The sequence below is a fragment of the Sedimenticola hydrogenitrophicus genome (assembly GCF_025175675.1).
Taxonomy (GTDB): domain Bacteria; phylum Pseudomonadota; class Gammaproteobacteria; order Chromatiales; family Chromatiaceae; genus Sedimenticola; species Sedimenticola hydrogenitrophicus.
On record NZ_JANIOA010000005.1, the window covers coordinates 100,804 to 118,261 of the forward strand.

General features: G+C 64.2%; 15 protein-coding genes. 12 read left to right on the forward strand and 3 right to left on the reverse strand.

All coding sequences use genetic code 11. The annotated features are described in order from the left end of the window. Positions 1 to 46 precede the first annotated feature (46 nt). Both NPX02_RS04660 and lgt read right to left on the reverse strand, forming a co-directional pair. Positions 47 to 841: a thymidylate synthase gene (locus tag NPX02_RS04660; protein WP_260292204.1), complete on the reverse strand. Its 795-nt coding sequence runs from the start codon at positions 839 to 841 to the stop codon at positions 47 to 49. Between the two features lie 3 nt (positions 842 to 844). Beyond that, positions 845 to 1,687, reverse strand: a complete 843-nt coding sequence (gene lgt / locus NPX02_RS04665; protein WP_260292207.1) for a prolipoprotein diacylglyceryl transferase — start codon at positions 1,685 to 1,687, stop codon at positions 845 to 847. 579 nt (positions 1,688 to 2,266) lie between these two features. Here lgt and NPX02_RS04670 point away from each other — a divergent pair. Continuing rightward, positions 2,267 to 2,605, forward strand: coding sequence for a helix-turn-helix domain-containing protein (locus tag NPX02_RS04670; protein ID WP_260292210.1), 339 nt, complete (start codon positions 2,267 to 2,269; stop codon positions 2,603 to 2,605). Between the two features lie 48 nt (positions 2,606 to 2,653). On the opposite strand, the gene NPX02_RS04675 is transcribed toward NPX02_RS04670, so the two are convergent. Then, positions 2,654 to 3,850, reverse strand: coding sequence for a class I SAM-dependent rRNA methyltransferase (locus tag NPX02_RS04675; protein ID WP_260292212.1), 1,197 nt, complete (start codon positions 3,848 to 3,850; stop codon positions 2,654 to 2,656). 400 nt (positions 3,851 to 4,250) lie between these two features. Here NPX02_RS04675 and NPX02_RS04680 point away from each other — a divergent pair, with 400 nt between their 5' ends. From NPX02_RS04680 to NPX02_RS04730, 11 genes are all read left to right on the forward strand, one after another. Beyond that, the gene (locus tag NPX02_RS04680) at positions 4,251 to 4,802 is read left to right on the forward strand and encodes a PadR family transcriptional regulator (protein WP_260292214.1); all 552 of its coding nucleotides are present in this window, start codon (positions 4,251 to 4,253) and stop codon (positions 4,800 to 4,802) included. Then, positions 4,793 to 5,827: an efflux RND transporter periplasmic adaptor subunit gene (locus NPX02_RS04685; protein ID WP_260292215.1), complete on the forward strand. Its 1,035-nt coding sequence runs from the start codon at positions 4,793 to 4,795 to the stop codon at positions 5,825 to 5,827. Before NPX02_RS04680 ends, NPX02_RS04685 begins: the two co-directional genes overlap by 10 nt. A gap of 1 nt (position 5,828) precedes the next feature. Beyond that, the gene (locus NPX02_RS04690) at positions 5,829 to 8,963 is read left to right on the forward strand and encodes an efflux RND transporter permease subunit (RefSeq protein ID WP_260292216.1); all 3,135 of its coding nucleotides are present in this window, start codon (positions 5,829 to 5,831) and stop codon (positions 8,961 to 8,963) included. Positions 8,964 to 9,164: 201 nt separating this feature from the next. Beyond that, positions 9,165 to 9,500, forward strand: coding sequence for a hypothetical protein (locus tag NPX02_RS04695; RefSeq protein WP_260292217.1), 336 nt, complete (start codon positions 9,165 to 9,167; stop codon positions 9,498 to 9,500). Beyond that, the gene (locus NPX02_RS04700; protein WP_260292218.1) at positions 9,501 to 10,658 is read left to right on the forward strand and encodes an MFS transporter; all 1,158 of its coding nucleotides are present in this window, start codon (positions 9,501 to 9,503) and stop codon (positions 10,656 to 10,658) included. Between the two features lie 58 nt (positions 10,659 to 10,716). Next, a complete protein-coding gene (locus NPX02_RS04705) occupies positions 10,717 to 11,571 on the forward strand; it encodes an ATPase (RefSeq protein WP_260292221.1) in 855 nt (284 codons plus the stop codon). A 12-nt stretch (positions 11,572 to 11,583) separates the two neighbouring features. After that, a complete protein-coding gene (gene metA, locus NPX02_RS04710) occupies positions 11,584 to 12,654 on the forward strand; it encodes a homoserine O-succinyltransferase MetA (protein WP_260292225.1) in 1,071 nt (356 codons plus the stop codon). A 331-nt stretch (positions 12,655 to 12,985) separates the two neighbouring features. Further along, a complete protein-coding gene (locus NPX02_RS04715; RefSeq protein WP_260292227.1) occupies positions 12,986 to 15,106 on the forward strand; it encodes a thioredoxin domain-containing protein in 2,121 nt (706 codons plus the stop codon). A gap of 370 nt (positions 15,107 to 15,476) precedes the next feature. Next, positions 15,477 to 16,022, forward strand: a complete 546-nt coding sequence (locus tag NPX02_RS04720; RefSeq protein ID WP_260292228.1) for an RNA polymerase sigma factor — start codon at positions 15,477 to 15,479, stop codon at positions 16,020 to 16,022. Then, positions 16,019 to 16,738: a hypothetical protein gene (locus NPX02_RS04725; RefSeq protein WP_260292229.1), complete on the forward strand. Its 720-nt coding sequence runs from the start codon at positions 16,019 to 16,021 to the stop codon at positions 16,736 to 16,738. Before NPX02_RS04720 ends, NPX02_RS04725 begins: the two co-directional genes overlap by 4 nt. Before the next feature lie 242 nt (positions 16,739 to 16,980). Beyond that, positions 16,981 to 17,418 (forward strand): DsrE family protein, encoded by a 438-nt coding sequence (locus NPX02_RS04730; protein WP_260292230.1) that lies wholly within the window; start codon positions 16,981 to 16,983, stop codon positions 17,416 to 17,418. Positions 17,419 to 17,458 lie beyond the last annotated feature (40 nt).

Sequence of the window (17,458 nt, forward strand, 5' to 3'; positions counted from 1 at the left end):
GGCTCCAGTGGCGACCGAATACCGAAACTTATTTTTGCGCGAGCCCTTAGACCGCCACCGGCGCCTTGATGTGGGGGTGGCACTGGTACTGCTCCAGGGTGAAGTCGTCATAGACGAAATCGAACAGCGAGTCGACCGCGGGATTCAACCGTATACACGGCAGGGGAAAGGGCTCCCGAGCCAGCTGGGTCGCCACCTGCTCGAGGTGGTTGGCGTAGAGATGGGCGTCGCCGAAGGTATGGACGAACTCCCCCGGCTCAAGCCCGGTGACCTGGGCGATCATCAGGGTCAACAGGGCATAGGAGGCGATATTGAACGGGACGCCGAGAAAGATGTCGGCACTACGCTGATAGAGCTGACAGGAGAGCCGGCCCTCCGCCACGTAGAACTGGAACAGGCAGTGGCAGGGCGGCAGCGCCATACGCTCCACCTCGGCCGGGTTCCAGGCGGTCACCAGCAGACGCCGCGAATCCGGATTGTGGCGGATCTGCTCCACCAGCTGGGCGATCTGGTCGATACGGCCGCCCTCGCGGGTCGGCCAGGAGCGCCACTGGGCGCCGTAAACCGGTCCCAGATCACCGTTTTCATCCGCCCACTCATCCCAGATTCTGACCCCGTTCTCCTTCAGGTAGCGGATATTGGTCTCTCCCTTCAGGAACCAGAGCAGCTCATGGATGATCGAGCGCAGGTGCAGCTTCTTGGTGGTGACCAGGGGAAAGCCCTGCGATAGATCGAAGCGCATCTGGTAACCGAACAGACTCAGCGTGCCGGTGCCGGTACGGTCCTCCTTGCGGGTACCGTTCTCCAGGACATGGCGCATGAGATCGAGATATTGACGCATGATTCAATCCGTTCGTGTTCGGTTGTGATAGGCGAACCAGATCAGCAGGCCGCCGGCCAGCAGCATGGGCAGGGACAGGATCTGCCCCATGGTGACCCAGTCGAAGGCGAGATAGCCGATATGGGCGTCCGGCATGCGCACGAACTCGATGGCGAAACGGAACAGTCCGTAGCAGGCCAGGAACAGTCCCGAGACCGCCATGGCCGGACGCGGACGGGCCGAAAACAGCCACAGGATGGCAAACAGTACCACCCCTTCCAGCAGTGCCTCATAGAGCTGATTGGGATGCAGCGGCGGGGTCATTGCCGTGCCGGGGGGCAGCTGTAGTTTGTCCACGCAGAGCGCCATGAAGCGTTCGCAGGGCACCTGCATCGCCCAGGGCATGGAACCGGGCGCGCCCCACAACTCGCCGTTGATAAAGTTACCGATGCGCCCCGCCCCGAGCCCCAGCGGAATCAGTGGCGCGATAAAATCGGTTGCCTGAAAAAAGTCCTTGCCATGGCGCCGCCCAAACAGCCACATGGCCACCAGCACCCCCAGCAGACCGCCATGAAAGGACATCCCGCCCTCCCAGATGCGCAGCAACGAGACGGGATCCTGCAGCAGGTTATCGAAGCCGTAAAACAGGGTGTAGCCGAGTCGGCCGCCCAGCACCACGCCCAGTGCTATATAGAACAGCAGGTCATCCACCTGCTCGACACGCCAGCCGGAATCGGGCCGGGCGGCACGCCGGCGACCAAGCCACCAGCCCGCCACAAATCCCACCAGATACATGGCACCGTACCAGTGTACCGAGACAGGCCCCAGGGAAAACAGCACCGGATCAATATTTGGGTAAGTCAGCATTAGGGGGCTATCTTTCTTATGGTCAGTTTAAAATAAATCACCCCATAGAATTCATATGGGGCGGGCCAAGCTTTTACGACCGGCAAAGAGTACCACCATTTCCGCAGGGTGTTCACCCTGTGGAGACAGGGACAAGGTAGCGGGCAACGCCTTCGGATCCAGCCGGATCGACAATGTGAAAAGCGATCCACATCAAGAATCGGGGCATAAAAATGAAATAAATGCTTTTCCGGGCACTGTTTGGGACGCAAAATAGGGACAGCTTTAGGAAAAAGGGTTATGCTTAGCAGTGAGGATGATTATTCTCGTAAGATAATAATTTCCTTGGTGTTAGTAATTGTATTCATTGATAGTTGATCATGATGCAAAGCGAAAAACAGAAGCTGGTGCTCCTGAATGCGCAGGATTGTCGGGTAAACCACCGGGCGATCCTGGAGTAATTGATGTGGTGGCTGGTCGTGCCCCGAACCCCCGGCATGACGGTGTGTGACAGGGGTCTGAAATAAAGGCCCAAGAACAGCAATCGGTCACCCGACTGGGAGCTATACTCAAAATTGGACAAACAACAGGTTGAAGAAAATGACTAATGAGAATCCCCAAAACCCCGGGAATCTGGGTCAACGGATGCGCTTCAGGCGCCAGGAAAAAGGCTGGACACAAGAGCAGCTTGCGGTGCGAGCCGGGACCAACCAGGCCGTCATCCAGAAGATTGAAAATGGAAAAAGCCTGCGTCCACGCAAAATAGACCAGATTGCCGCCGTGCTGGATGTCAATCCCGCCTGGTTGATGTTCGGCGATGAACTGGCCGCATCGCTTCCGCCGGATGCCATGGCGGTGGCCGAGGCGTGGCATGGCATGCCGGAGCCGCATAAATCGAGAATACAGCGGGAGATCATGGACCTCTCCTCGAAAGGGTAGGCGTCCTGCCCATCCCTGTGTCCTGTTCGGCACAGGGATGGCTCCACCCTAAAAGCTCGGCAGGACTCGCAGGTAGAAGGTCTTGAGATAGGCCGTCTCCGGTATTGCCGGATGGACCGGGTGGTCGGGCGCCTGAAAACCGCGCTCCAGCAGTTGTAGCGAGCGGTCGGTGTGTCGTGCCGCCTGCTGGATTTCATGCAGCAGCGCCGCCTCGCCCATGTGATGGGAGCAGGAAGAGGAGACCAGGATACCGTCCTTGCTCAGCACCTGGAGCGCCAGCTGGTTCAGTCGGCGGTAAGCCATAACGCCCTCTTTGGTGTCTTTTTTTCGCTTGATAAAGGCCGGCGGATCCACCAGCACCACATCGAAACGTTCATTGGCCTGGCGCAGTTCGCGGAGCGCATCGAAGGCATCCCCCTGCAGCCCGGCCACCCGCTCCGCCACACCGTTTTCCAGGGCATTGCGATCGACCGCGTCGAGCGCGGTTGCCGAGGCATCCACGCAGATCACCTCCGCCGCCCCTTTCACCGCCGCCAACACACCCCAGGCACCAACATAGCTGCAGACATCCAGCACCCGCTTGCCGGGAACATACGGAATCAGGCGCCCCCGGTTCGCCGCCTGATCAAAGAACCAGCCGGTCTTCTGCCCCGCCTGAGAGGGTAGGGTGAAACGCACGCCGTGCTCTTCGAGCGTGAGTTCGTCCGGCCAGCCGCCCAGGGCATTTTCCACATAGAGCGCCAGGCCCTCCAGCTCCCGCGCCGGCGAGTCGTTGCGAAACAGCACGCCGGCGGGGCGCAGCACCTTGACCACCGCTGCCAGGATCTCCGCCTTGAGCCGCTCCATGCCGGCGGTGGTAATCTGGATCACCAGGTGGTCGCCGAAGCGGTCAATGACCAGTCCCGGCAGCCCGTCGCTCTCGCCGAACAGCAGCCGGTAGTACGGCTTCGGGTAGAGCCGCTCGCGCAGGCTCAGGGCCACTTTCAGCCGATGCACGATCAGCGAGCCGCTGAGCGGGTGCTGACGATCACGGCTGACCAGGCGTGCGCTGATCAGGGAGTGGGGATTGACATAGCCGGTGCCGAGCAACTTCTCCCGGTCGCTGTAGACCTCCACCGGCTGACCCGGCTCCAGCCCCTGCAACGGGGTGATCAGGGTATCGATCTCATTACTGTAGATCCAGCAGTGCCCGGCACGCAGGCGTCGATCCTCGTTCTTCTTCAATCGCAGCGGGGCAAAATTCATGGCTTGGGGTCCTGGTACTCTGTCAGGGTGATATTGACTAGTTCAGCGTCCCTGTGGTGTTTCGCCGCAAGGCGCGTCGTGCAGGCAATGGCCCGGTCCTTGTCAAACGACGCAACGCGGCGGCGGGACACCACAGGGGCGCCCTTCGGGTTGGCCTGTCCGCGCCCCTGGCCGTGTTGCGGCTCTTGCAAAGGACCGGGCCATTCGCTGCGAGCCGCGCCTTGCCAGGAACGCGGACAGGCCAACTGAATACGTCAATATCACCCTGACAGAGTACTCGTCTGTCATCGAGTGGTAAAAACGCGGACGCAAGATTAACAGATTTGACAGCGCGGCGCCCAGTAAATATATTGCCCCGATATATAACGATCCGATATAGCCAATTCCCGATGAATGCCCTATGAACACCAGCCAGCTCTGTCTCGGCATCCTCTGTCTCGGGGACGCCAGTGGCTATGAAATCAAGAAGGCGATCGAGCAGGCCTTCAGCCACTTCCAGGCCACCAGCTACGGCTCCATCTATCCGACCCTGGCGAAATTGACCCACCAGGGGCTGGTCAGTTTTCACGAACAGACCCAGCAAAAGCGGCCTACCAAGAAGGTGTTCGCCCTCACCGAGGCGGGCCGGAAACACTTTTTTCAGACCCTGATGAGCACCGAACCGACCGAACAGCACCGCAGTGACTTCCTGTTCCTGATGATGTTCGCCCATCTGCTGCCGAACGAGCAAAACAGGGCGCTGCTGGAGAAGCAGACCGCCCATCTGCAGAGTGAGCTGGACATACTGGAGCGCATCATCAATGAGTGCCCGACCCTCACCCCGGGCATGCGCTTCACCCTGGAGTACGGCATTGCCGCCAACCGGGCCCTGCTCCAGCTGATGCAGGGCCGCAGCACCGCGCTGTTGCGGGAGATCGATGCAGCAAGGAGCCCGACAGCATCATGCGAATGAAACAACCGACCGGGCACCTGCCCGGCCTGCTCCTGACAGGCCTGCTGACCCTCATCATGCGGCCCGCGGCGGCCGCGGAGCGACCCATCCAGGTCACCACCGCGCGGCTGGGGGAGGTCACCATTTACCAGGAGTACTCGGCACCCGCCACCACCCTGAGCCTGAACGAGAGCCGGATCAGCGCCGAGACCACCGGCACCGTACTGGACATCCCGGTACGGGTCGGCGACCGGGTGGAGCGGGACGCCCTGCTGACCGCCCTGGATTGTCGTGACAATCAGCTCAGGCTGCAGCAGGCCGAGGCGGGACTGGCCAGTATCGCGGCGCGGGTCACCCTGGCCAGCCGCCAGATCGAACGGACCCGGCTGCTGCGCCAGACCCGCAGCGCCTCCGAGGAGCAACTCAATCAACAGGAGGCCGATCTGCAGATCGCCGAGGCCGAGCGCCGGGCGCAACTGGCCAGCATCGCCGAGGCGCGGCTCAACCGGCAGCGTTGTGAGATTCGTGCCCCCTTTGCCGGCGTGGTCCGGGAGCGGCTGGTCGGTGAAGGTGAATGGGTCAATCCCGGTCAGCCGCTGATCCGCCTGACCGACCTGGAGCATCTGGAGATCTCCGCCCAGGTCTCCGTGGACCTGATCGGTTCACTGCGGGAGGCCGACACCATCGTACTAGAGACCAACCAAGGCAGCTACCCGGTGCGGCTGCGCCAGATCGTCCCGGTGGTTGAGGCACTCGGCCGCAACCGCGAGGTGCGCCTGCAGTTCAGCGACGGCCGCACCCTGCCCGGCAGCAGTGGCCGCCTGCTGTGGCGATCGCTACGGCCCCAAGTGCCGGCCGACCTGCCGGTGCGGCGGGAAGGCCACCTGGGGCTGTTCCTGGTCGAGCAGGAGAAGGCCCGCTTCTTCCCCCTGCCCGAGGCCCTGGAGGGTCACCCGGCCCGTGTGGACCTGCCGGCCGATACCCTGCTGGTCATCGAGGGACGCCAGGCCGTGACCAATGGCACCCGCATAGAGCAGACCGACTGACATGCTGGGACGCCTGTTCAGCAATCACGTGCTGGCCAACCTGACCTTCGGCCTGGTGCTGGTGGTCGGTTTTCTCTCCTACAACCTGATGCCGCGGGAGCAGGATCCCAGCATCAACTTCAACTGGATCGATATCACCACGGTACTCCCCGGCGCCGCCGCGGCCGACGTGGAGAAACGGGTCACCGAGGTGCTGGAGAAGCAGATCCGCCGCATCTCCGATATCAAGTTCGTCTCCAGCGTCAGCCGCGAGAGCATCTCCAGCATCCTGGTGCGCTTCGAGGATATCGAACCCGCCGTGTTCGACAAACGGGTGGCGGATCTGCGCCGCGAGGTGCAGAACGCCGACGATGAGCTGCCGGCCAATGCCACCACCCCGTTCGTGTTCGAGATCACCACCGCCAACGCCTTCCCCAGCGCCACGCTGGCGGTGGTGGGGCCGGCCGACGACGAGAACCTGCGCCGCCAGGCGGAGAACGTGAAGAAGGATCTGGAGCGCATCAAGGGGGTCGACCGCATCCTCGACACCGCCCTGCGCGATCCCGAGCTGCAGATCAACTTCTATCCGGAGCGTCTGGAGGCCGCCGGCATCAGCCCCGGTCAACTGGCCGATACCGTCACCCGCAGCTTTCAGGATCTGGCCGCCGGCAGCGCTCGGGTGAACGACCAGAACTGGCTGGTACGCATCATCGGCCAGGAGAGTGATCCGGGCTATCTGGCCGCCCTGCCGGTGGCGGGGGTCAACGGCGAAGTGCCGCTGGGCGATCTGGCCCAGGTGGTGCGGGCGCGGGAGAAGCAGGACAAGGCGGTGTTCTACCAGGGCCGGCCGGCGGTGATGCTGGCGATCACCAAGAAGGAGAGCGCCAACACCCTGGAGCTGGTGCGGCAGATCGCCGACTACGCCGACACGCGCAACCGCTTCCAGGACAAGACCGGGGTCGAGGTGGTGCTAATCGACGACCAGACCGAGATCACCCGCAACGCCCTCGACATCATGCAGACCAACGCCCTGCTGGGCCTGATCATGGTGCTATTTGTCACCTGGCTGTTCCTCGGCAGCCGTATCTCCCTGCTCACCACCATCGGCATCCCGTTCATCCTCGCCGGCACCTTCCTGGTGCTCAACGCCCTGGACCAGACCCTCAACGTGAGCGTGCTGCTGGGGGTGGTGATCAGCCTCGGCATGCTGGTGGACGACGCCGTGGTGGTGGTGGAGTCGATCTACTACCGGCTGCAGCGCGGCATGGCGGTGCTGCCGGCCACCCTGGAGGCACTGCGGGAGGTGTTCGCCCCGGTCACCACCGCGGTACTGACCACCATGGCCGCCTTCCTGCCACTGATGCTGCTGCCCGGGATCCTCGGCAAGTTCATGCTGATCATCCCGCTGGTGGTCACCATCGCCCTGGCCATCAGCCTGATCGAGGCCTACTGGATGCTGCCGGCCCATATGCTGGGGGCCAACATCAGCCTGCGCAATCCGTCGCGCCTGCAGCGCCGGCGCAGCGAGGCCCTGCACTGGATCCGCATCAAGTACACCAAACTGCTGGTACGCGCCCTGCGCTGGCCTAAGACACTGCTGATCGGCGTGCTGCTGATGTTTGTCGGCGCCGTCGTGGGCGCCACCAACGGACTGGTCAAGATCGACTTCTTCGCCTCCGACCCGATCCGCCTGTTCTATGTCAGCCTGGAGATGCCGGCCGGCACCCCGCTGGATGTCACCCGCGACAAAGTGTTGCAGGTAGAGCAGAAGATCCGCCGCCACATCCGCCCGGGCGAAACGCGCAACATTCTCAGCTACGCCGGGCAGCTGTTCACCGAGACCGCCCCCTTCTTCGGCGATCATTACGGCCAAGTGCTGGTGGCGCTCAACCCCAAGAGCGACGGCCTGCGTAGCGTGGATGCCATGATCGAATCCATGCGCGCCGATATCGAGGCCACCGCCGGCCCCGACAAGATCACCTTCCTGCGCCTGGCCGGTGGTCCGCCCACCTCGAAACCGATCCAGGTCAAGGTGCGCGGCGACGATACCGGCACCATCCGTGAGGCGGTGGCGGAGCTGAAGTTGATCCTGCGGCAGAACCCGGCGATCCGCGACATCACCGACGACGACAGCCAGGGCCAGATGGAGCTGGCGCTGCGGGTGAACCAGGATGCCGCCCGCCGCGCCGGCATCAGCCCGGCCGAGGTGACTCGCACCCTGCGGATGCTGGTGGACGGCGAGATCGTCAGCCAGATGCAGGACCGGGGCGAGGAGCTGGAGGTGCGGGTGCGCGCGCTGCCGCGCACCCTGGCCACCATCGGCGCCCCGGGCAACTACACCCTGCCGTTGCCGGGCGGTGGGCGCATCGCCCTCAAGGAGCTGGTGCACAGCACCACCCGGCCCAGCGACAACAGCATCCGCCACTACAACTTCCGCCGCACCATCACCGTGGAGGCGGACCTGGACAAGCAGCAGATGGACACGGTGGCCGCCAATGCGCGGATCCAGGAAGCCTGGGACAAGATCGCGACGCGCTATCCCAGCATCGATCTCGACTTCTCCGGCGAGCTGGACGACATCCAGGAGAGTCTCGACGCCATCGCCGTGCTGTTTCTGTTCGGCGTCGGCCTCATGTACCTGATCCTCGGCACCCAGTTCAAGAGCTACTTCCAGCCGCTGATGATCCTGGCCACCGTGCCCATGGCCTTCACCGGCGTGGTGATCGGCCTGGCCATCACCAACAACCCCCTGAGCCTGTTCACCCTGTATGGGGTGGTGGCCCTGGCCGGTATCGCGGTGAATGCCGCCATCGTGCTGATCTCCGCCGCCAATGCGCGGCTGGCGCGGGGCATGAGCGTGCTGCACGCCACCCTGTACGCGGCCCGCCGCCGGGTGATCCCGATCCTGATCACCTCCCTGACCACCATCGCCGGGCTGTTCTCCCTGGCTACCGGGCTGGGCGGATCGTCCCTGATGTGGGGGCCGGTGGCCACCGCCATCGTCTGGGGCCTGGCCGTCTCCACGGTGCTGACCCTGTTTGTCATCCCGCTGCTCTACCGGCTGTTCATGGGCGCCGGCTGGGTCACCCGGCGGCGCCTGGCGGCCCGATTCAGCGCCCAATCCGCACTACAGGCGGGCGCCCCGGATCGGTTATAATGCCTGCCCTGCCGGTCCGCCGGCGGACGCAGCCAATCGAGCTGCAGGGGTCGGAGTCAAACCAACCTGAACGGGCAGGTGATCTCACCGCACCCGCCAGGTTGCTTGCGACCCCTTGCACCCGGACCCGTTGACTCCGACCCACGGGGAAAAAGGACCGCCGATCTTCCACAGTGGGCACCACCTTATATTTCGAGAAACATGAGTAATCCATTCACCGCCACCTGGAGCGAACAGGGCCACCTGATCTGTCTCGGCCGCTGGGAGATCCGCTACCGGGGGCGCCCGCTGGAGATCCCGGCCCCGCGCCATGAGGAGGACATGGGCACCCACGGCATCTACTCCTTCCTCTATCCCGACGACCCGGCGTTCGCCGAGGGGCTGGAGGAGGATGACTGGGTGCTGGAGAACATCGACTGGCTCTGCGACCTGTTCATCGCCCACGACATCCCGATCGACGAACAGCACGCCCGCTGGTTCTTCCAGGCGGTCAACGCCAGCGACTGGCGTTGCGGCAGCTGCGGCGGCTGCACCTGAATGAGTAAGGACTCACATCTGCGCCTGCAACTGGTGGTATTTGCCCTGGTGGCCGCCTCCTTCACCAACGTCTACCTGACCCAGCCGGTGCTGCCGGTGCTGCAGGCGGAGTTCGCCGCCAGCACCCTGCAGGTCTCTTTCACCGTGGCCGCGGTGATCCTCGGCATCGCCCTCTCCAATCTGCCGTTCGGGGTCCTGGCGGACCGCCTGCCGATCCAGCCGATCATCCTCACCGGCGGCATCGCGGTGGCGGCCGGCGGCCTGATCTGCGCCTTCACGGAGAACCTCTGGGTGCTGATCGGCGCCCGTTTCCTGCAGGGGCTGTTCATCCCGGCGCTGACCACCTGCATCGCCGCCTACCTGGCCAAGACCCTGCCGATCGAACGGCTCAACGTGGTGATGGGCGCCTATGTCTCGGCCACCGTGGTGGGCGGGCTGGGCGGACGCCTGCTGGGTGGCTGGATCCACCCGCCGCTGCACTGGCGCTACGCCTTCGGATCCGCCGCCGTGCTGATACTGGTGGCCACCTTCGTGGCGTTGAAGCAGCTGCCCCGGCAGCCGAAGGCGAACAGCGTGGTCACTGAACAGCCACGCTTTCTCAGTCTGCTGCGGCGCTGGGAGCTGGTGCGTATCTACCTGGCGGCGGGCGGCGGCTTCTTCATCTTCTCCTCGGTATTCAACTACCTGCCGTTCCGTTTGGCGGCCGAACCCTTCTCCTTCTCCACCGAGCTGATCACCCTGCTCTACCTGGTCTATGTGATGGGCATCTTCATGGGCCCCCTGTCAGGGCGCATCAGCAACCGCATCGGCAGCGGCAATACCCTGATCGGCGGCACCCTGCTGCTGGGTGTCTCGGTGGCGCTGACCCTGCTGCCCTCCATCGGCGCCATCATCCTCGGGCTGCTGGGGCTGTGCGCCGGCTTCTTCGCCGTGCATGCCGCCGCCGTCGGCTCCCTCAACAGGCGCCTCACCGGCGGCCAGGGCCGCGCCAACGCCCTGTACGTACTGTTCTACTACGTGGGCGGCTGGATCGGCATCACCGGCAGCGGCTTCGCCTACACCCGCTGGGGCTGGCAGGGGGTGATCCTGATCTGCCTGCTGCTGCTGTTACTGCCATTTATGGCAGGTATAGGAGAGCGTAGGGACGCCCGCCGCTGATTTGGGTTATATTATATCGCTTGAGCATCACCAACCCTTATAGAGAAGGCCGTAATCCGTGAAGTTGAGTCTGCAAGAGTTCCGCGCCTGGAAAAACAAGAGCATCACCCTGCTGGGCATGTCTGGCGTGGGCAAGACCCACCTCTCCAAGACCATGCGCCGCTACAACTGGTTTCACTACTCCGGCGACTACCGTATCGGCACCCGTTACCTGGACGAGGCGATCCTCGACAGCATCAAGCAGGAGGCGATGCGGGTGCCGTTCCTCAAGGAGCTGCTGCGCAAGGACTGGATCTACATCCGCAACAATATCAAGGTGGATGACCTGGGCCCGGTACTCTCCTACGTCGGCAAGCTGGGCAACCCGGAGCTGGGCGGCGTGCCGCTGGAGGCCTTCCAGCAGCGCCAGGCGCAGTACCGCCAGGCCGAGATCAACGCCATGCGCGATGTCCCCGAGTTCATCCGCAAGGCGCGGGAGATCTACGGCTACCAGCACTTCGTCAACGACGTGGGCGGCAGCCTGTGCGACATGGAGGAGCCCGGGGTGATCGACCTGCTGGCGGAGCACAGCCTGATCCTCTATATCCAGGCCACCGCGGCGGACGAGGAGGCGGAGCTGGTGCGGCGCGCCCAGGACGACCCCAAGCCGCTCTACTTCCGTCCCGCCTTCCTGCGCCAGCAGGTGCAGGACTATCTCCAGGAGCAGGGCCTCCGCTACGCGGCGCAGATGGACCCGGGCGACTTCACCCGCTGGGTGTTCCCGCGCCTGTTCCGTTCGCGCCTCCCCCACTACGAGGCGATCGCCGGACCGCTCGGCTACACCGTCACCTCCCTGGAGGCGAACCAGGTGCGCGACGAGGCCGACTTCCTGGCCCTGCTGGAGCTGGCCATTTCACGCAAACAACCGGATTGACCGGGAGCCATCATGCCACTGGTATCACACAACAACCTGCCCACCTTCGAGCGCCTGAGAAAGGCCGGCCAGACCGTGCTGGAGCCGACCCGGGCCCAGCACCAGGATATCCGCGAACTGCACATCGGCCTGCTCAACATGATGCCGGACGGCGCCCTGGAGCCGACCGAACGCCAGTTCTTCCAGCTGATCGGCGAGAGCAACCCAATTGCCCAGTTCTACGTCCACCCCTTTACCCTGGATGAGCTGCCGCGCGGCGACAAGGCGCGCCGGCATATCGACCAGTACTACGAGCCACTGGCGAAGATCCAGGAGGAGGGGCTGGACGCCCTGATCATCAGCGGCGCCACCCCGGTCCACCCCAACCTGGCCGACGAACCGTTCTGGGAGCCGCTGGAACGGGTGGTGGAGTGGGCCTATGCGAATGTTACCTCGACCCTCTGCTCCTGCCTGGCCACCCATGCGGTGCTGGAGGCGCGCCACGCCACCAAGCGCAAACCCCTCGGCTTCAAGCGCTGGGGGGTGTTTCCCCACCGGGTGGTGGACCGGGTGCACCCGCTGGTGAACGACGTGAACACCCGCTTCGACGTGCCCCACTCCCGCTTCAACGAGATCTCCCGCCAGCAGTTCGAGGCGGCCGGCCTGCATATCCTGGCCGAGAGCGAGGAGGCCGGGGTGCATCTGGCGGTGAGCCAGGACGGCTTCCGCATGGTCTATTTCCAGGGCCATCCGGAATACGAAACCATCAGCCTGCTGAAGGAGTACAAGCGCGAGGTGCTGCTCTATGCCGCCGGCAAGCGGGAGAGCTATCCGCCCTTTCCGGACAACTATTTCATGCCCCGGGTACAGGCCATCTTCAACGAGTACCGGCTCTATCTGCAACGCGCCCTGCGGGAGGGCAGCGAGCCGCCCGAGTTCCCGGAAGCGTTGATCAGCGCGGAGCTGGACAACACCTGGCACGACACCGCGGAGGGCATCGTCGGCAACTGGATGGGCCTGGTCTACCAGATCACCCACAGTGACCGGCGCCTGCCGTTCATGGCGGGAATCGACCCGGACAATCCGCTGAATCTGAAGTGGTAGGTAATCGATAACGGATAGACGCAATTAGGGTCGGAGTCAAACCGTCCAATTACACGGGATTGCCTGGCCGCCAGCGCGTAGGCTTTGACTCCACCCCCGCCTAACACCCGCCGGCCAATTCCACCGGGAATTGCCGGTTGAAGCGGCTATAGTTTCTGTCATGATCCCTGAAACATCCGGAGGGGCGGCGGGAACACATCCATTGACTAACATCCGTAGCATGCGGTGAGCGCTACGAACCGCATCATTCGCGACCGGTGCGCATCGCCACGCACCTTCCCGAAACCTCATGCCACCCATCCGAATACCTTAAAGACCGACAGGATAACCCATGCCCAGCAATCACCTGAGCCAGTGCACCAGCCCCTATCTGCTACAGCATGCCGACAATCCGGTGGAGTGGTATCCCTGGGGCGGGGAGGCGCTGGAAAAGGCGCGCCGGGAGGATAAGCCGATCCTGCTCTCCATCGGCTACTCCGCCTGCCACTGGTGCCACGTGATGGCCCATGAATCGTTCGAGGACGCGGCCACCGCCGCGGTGATGAACCGGCTGTTCGTCAACATCAAGGTGGACCGGGAGGAGCGTCCCGACCTGGACCGGATCTACCAGTCGGCCCACCAGCTGCTGGCCCAGCGACCCGGGGGCTGGCCGCTGACGGTATTCCTGACCCCGCATGACCAGACCCCGTTCTTTGCCGGCACCTACTTCCCCAGAGAGGAGCGCCACGGCCTGCCCGGTTTCGTGGCTATCCTGGAGAATATCGCCACCGCCTACCGCCAGCAGCGCCCCGAGATCGAGCGCCAGAACCAGGCGCTGATCCGCGCCATCCGTCAGCTCGACCCGATGTCCAGCGGCCAGGCCGCGACACTCGATTCAACCCCGCTGGAGACCGCCCGCCAGCAGCTGGGCAGCAGTTTTGACGCGACCTATGGCGGCTTCGGCAACGCCCCTAAATTCCCCCATCCCAGCAGCCTGGAGCAACTGCTCAGGCACTGGGCGGCCACCGACACCGGCGATCCCCGCTCCCTCTACATGGTGGACTTCACCCTGACCCGAATGGCCCTGGGCGGGATCAACGATCAGCTCGCTGGCGGATTCTGCCGCTACTCGGTGGACGACCAGTGGATGATTCCCCACTTCGAGAAGATGCTCTACGACAACGGCCCCCTGCTGGCCCTCTATGCCGACCTCTGGCAGGCCACCGGCAAGCCATTGTTTCGCGACACCGCACGGCGGACCGCCCACTGGGTGATGAGCGAGATGCAGTCCCCGGAAGGGGGCTTCTACGCCTCCCTGGATGCCGACAGCGAGGGCCACGAGGGGCGCTTCTACGCCTGGGACCGGGACGAGGTCGAACAGCTGCTGGACGAGCAGGAGTACCGCCATTTCAGCCACTTCTACGGACTGGACCGGGAGGCCAACTTCGAGGGTCGCTGGCACCTGCATGGCGATACCGAACTCGCCACCCTCGGCCGCGAGCTGGGCAGCAGCCCGGAGCAGGCCCGGGAGCTGCTGCAACGGGCCCGGGAGAAACTGCTGGCGCGGCGGGCACTACGGGTACGCCCCGGGCGGGACGAGAAGGTGCTCACCACCTGGAACGCGCTGATGATCAAGGGGCTGGCACGGGCCGGCCGCCTGCTGGACGAACCGGGACTGATCGCCTCGGCGCGCCGCGCCGTCGACTTCATCCAGCAGCAACTATGGCGCGACCGGCACCTGCTGGCCGCCTGGAAGGACGGCCAGGCCCACCTGAACGGCTATCTGGACGACTACGCCAACCTGATCGATGCCCTGCTGGAGCTGTTGCAGGCGCAGTGGGACAGCCGGCTGCTGGCCTTCGCCTGCGACCTGGCCGACACCCTGCTGGAGCGCTTCGAGGATAGCGAACAGGGCGGTTTTTACTTCACCTCGAACGACCACGAGTCGCTGATCTACCGCCCCAAGCCATTCGGCGACGAGTCGATCCCGGCCGGCAACGGCGTGGCCGCCTCGGTGCTCACCCGGCTTGGCCACCTGCTGGGCGAAGCGCGCTATCTGCAGGCGGCCGAGCGCACCCTGCAGTGCGCCTGGGAGCACCTCAGGCAGATTCCCCACGCCCACTGCACCTTGCTGAAGGCGCTGGATGAGCTGATCAATCCCACTGAGCTGACCATCCTCCGGGGCGAGGCGGCGGCCATGCAGCCCTGGCTGCAACGGGCCAACCGGCACTATGCGCCGCGCCGCCTCACCTTCGCCATCCCCGCCACGGCCAGTGGGCTGCCGGAGGCCCTGAGCCTCAAACCGGCGGGGGCGGATTGCAGCGCCTATCTCTGTCACGGCTCCCGCTGCGAGGCCCCGATCCACGCCTTCGCCGAGTTCGATAACGCCCTGCGCGGCAGCGAGGCGACGGCCGACGCTGAGAGTCAGCAGTTCGACGGCACGGTCGGCTCGTTCAAGCGTTTCCGGGAATAGTCGCGGCGCGCAAGCTGGGGTGAGGAACGAACCCCAACATCATGGCGCACCCGCATGAAACCCCGTTGGGGTTCGCAAGCCCACCCCAACCTACGCGCTTCGGGGCTGGTAACAGCGCCGTAGCCTGGATGAAGCCGCCACCACCGACACAGGAATTACCGCCTATGCTCACGGCGGCGCAATCCGGGGAACGGAGCAGACGCCGCGCGATACCCCGGATTCCGCCCGCCCGAGGTTGTGTATCTATCGGGCTTTCGTGGGGCGGGCTTCATCCAGGCTACTAGGTGGGATAGCCGATCAAAAATAAATGGAATAAATACATCGGCTACCGCGTCTTATTCACAACAACTGGAAAGGGGACGGCTGTTTGATGTTCACCGCGTGGCGCAACGAGAGCAAAAACCGGCAGCGGCTGGCGGCACTGAGCCCGCGGCTCCGACGCCTGGCACTGGGCTGGTGCGGCGAGGAGAGCCTGGCCGATGACCTGGCCCAGGAGGCGCTGACCCGGGCCCTCGCCCGGCTCGCCTCACTCAAGGACGGGGCGGCGCTGGAGGGCTGGGCCTTCGCCATCCTGGCCAACTGTTTTCGCGATCACTGCCGGCGCCAGCGGCCGACCGACTGCTTCGACGAGTGCATCGACCCCGCCCTGCAACCCGCCGACGAGCAGTTGTTGCAACAACAGACAGTAGACCGGGTCCGCCAGGCCGTCGCCCGGCTCAGCCCGGCGCGGCGGGAGGTGCTGATGCTGGTGGATCTGGAGGCCTGCAGCTACGCCGAGGTGGCGGAGATCCTCGGCATCCCGGTGGGTACCGTGATGAGCCGGCTGAGCCGCGCCCGACAGCAACTGAAACAGCTGATGGCGTCGGAAACGCGGGCAAAAACTGACGGCAGGCCCTTCATGGAGCGTATCAAATGAACGCGGACCACTACAGCGACGAACAGCTCAACGCCTTCATCGACAACGAACTGGCCCCGCAGGAGCGCCTTGAGCTGCTGCGCGCGGCCGCCGATTCCGATCCGCTGCGCAGCCGCCTGTTGCAACTGCAGTACCTGAAGGAACTCACCCGCGCGGCCTATCCGCTCAGCGGGCCGAAGAACGGCGAACGGCGGGCGTTGGCCGCCGGCGGGGGCCTGACCCGTTATCTGACGGCCGCCGCCATCGGCGGGCTCTCCCTGTTCGCGGTGCAGCTGGTGACCGAGGCGCCCTCCACTTCCGATCACAACCGGCGGGCACCGCTGGCCGCCATCGGCGACGCCCGGACGTCACAGACCCGGGTGGTATTCCATATCAGCAGCGACAGCCGCGAGGACGCGGCGCTGCTGCTGGACCAGGTGGAGACGGTCCTCAAGGAGCATCGCGCCAGCGGCCAGCCACTGCGCCTGGAGGTGGTGGCCAACAACCAGGGGTTGCGGCTGATGCAGCAGGGGCGTTCGCCCTTCCCGGAGCGCATCCGGCGGTTGAGCGAGACCTACCCCAACCTGGTATTCGCCGCCTGCGGCAACACCCTGGAGCGCATGGCCAAGGAGACCGGCGAGCAGATACGGATTGTGCCGGAGGCGGTGATCGTCCGCTCCGGGATCTCCTATATTACCCGGCGCCAGCAGACCGGCTGGGCCTATATCAAGGTCTGATTCAGACCATTAGCAACTGCAGTAAACGGCCGCTACTCAAAGAGCCGAACGCTGCAGACCACAAGGCGATTGCCGGAAATGAACATCCTGAATTGAGTAGGATTTTCGTTTCCCTACAGGGCGCCCCAGGCGAAGCATAGTCGGACTATGTGATGCCTGGGGCAACGCGGCAGGGGGACGAAAAGACCAGCAAGCGGGGATGTTCATTGACAGAAATCGCCTAACCAAAGAGAGGATGAAAAATGAAAATCATAAACCATAGCCTGATGGCCCTGCTGCTGTTTTTCGGCCTGTTCACCGGGCAGGCCCTGCTGGCCGCGGAAGGCGCCCCCCACAAGGTGGTGATCCAGGTCAGCACCGACGATCTCCGCACCCAGACCATCGCCCTGAACAACGCGGTCAATCTGCAAAATGCCCTGGGGCAGGACAATGTGCAGATCGAGATCGTCGCCTATGGGCCCGGGCTCGGCATGCTCACCAGCGAATCCGAAGTGGGGAAACGCATCACCAGCCTGGCGATGCAGGACATCCAGTTCAGCGCCTGCGGCAACACCATGAAGGCGGTGGAAAAGAAGACCGGCAAGATGCCGGTGCCCCTGGAAGGGGTCTCGGTTGTCCCGGCCGGCGTGCTGCGCATCATGGAGCTGCAGGAGCAGGGGTACGCCTACGTCAGGCCGTAATTCGAGTAGTCAATCCGGTGCGCCTCAGGACTGTGGCGCA

Coding starts and splice junctions, on each gene's coding strand:
- NPX02_RS04660 (WP_260292204.1), bottom strand. CDS start 841: ATGCGTCAATATCTCGATCTCATGCGCCATGTCCTGGAGAACGGTACC.
- lgt (WP_260292207.1), bottom strand. CDS start 1,687: ATGCTGACTTACCCAAATATTGATCCGGTGCTGTTTTCCCTGGGGCCT.
- NPX02_RS04670 (WP_260292210.1), top strand. CDS start 2,267: ATGACTAATGAGAATCCCCAAAACCCCGGGAATCTGGGTCAACGGATG.
- NPX02_RS04675 (WP_260292212.1), bottom strand. CDS start 3,850: ATGAATTTTGCCCCGCTGCGATTGAAGAAGAACGAGGATCGACGCCTG.
- NPX02_RS04680 (WP_260292214.1), top strand. CDS start 4,251: ATGAACACCAGCCAGCTCTGTCTCGGCATCCTCTGTCTCGGGGACGCC.
- NPX02_RS04685 (WP_260292215.1), top strand. CDS start 4,793: ATGCGAATGAAACAACCGACCGGGCACCTGCCCGGCCTGCTCCTGACA.
- NPX02_RS04690 (WP_260292216.1), top strand. CDS start 5,829: ATGCTGGGACGCCTGTTCAGCAATCACGTGCTGGCCAACCTGACCTTC.
- NPX02_RS04695 (WP_260292217.1), top strand. CDS start 9,165: ATGAGTAATCCATTCACCGCCACCTGGAGCGAACAGGGCCACCTGATC.
- NPX02_RS04700 (WP_260292218.1), top strand. CDS start 9,501: ATGAGTAAGGACTCACATCTGCGCCTGCAACTGGTGGTATTTGCCCTG.
- metA (WP_260292225.1), top strand. CDS start 11,584: ATGCCACTGGTATCACACAACAACCTGCCCACCTTCGAGCGCCTGAGA.
- NPX02_RS04715 (WP_260292227.1), top strand. CDS start 12,986: ATGCCCAGCAATCACCTGAGCCAGTGCACCAGCCCCTATCTGCTACAG.
- NPX02_RS04720 (WP_260292228.1), top strand. CDS start 15,477: ATGTTCACCGCGTGGCGCAACGAGAGCAAAAACCGGCAGCGGCTGGCG.
- NPX02_RS04725 (WP_260292229.1), top strand. CDS start 16,019: ATGAACGCGGACCACTACAGCGACGAACAGCTCAACGCCTTCATCGAC.
- NPX02_RS04730 (WP_260292230.1), top strand. CDS start 16,981: ATGAAAATCATAAACCATAGCCTGATGGCCCTGCTGCTGTTTTTCGGC.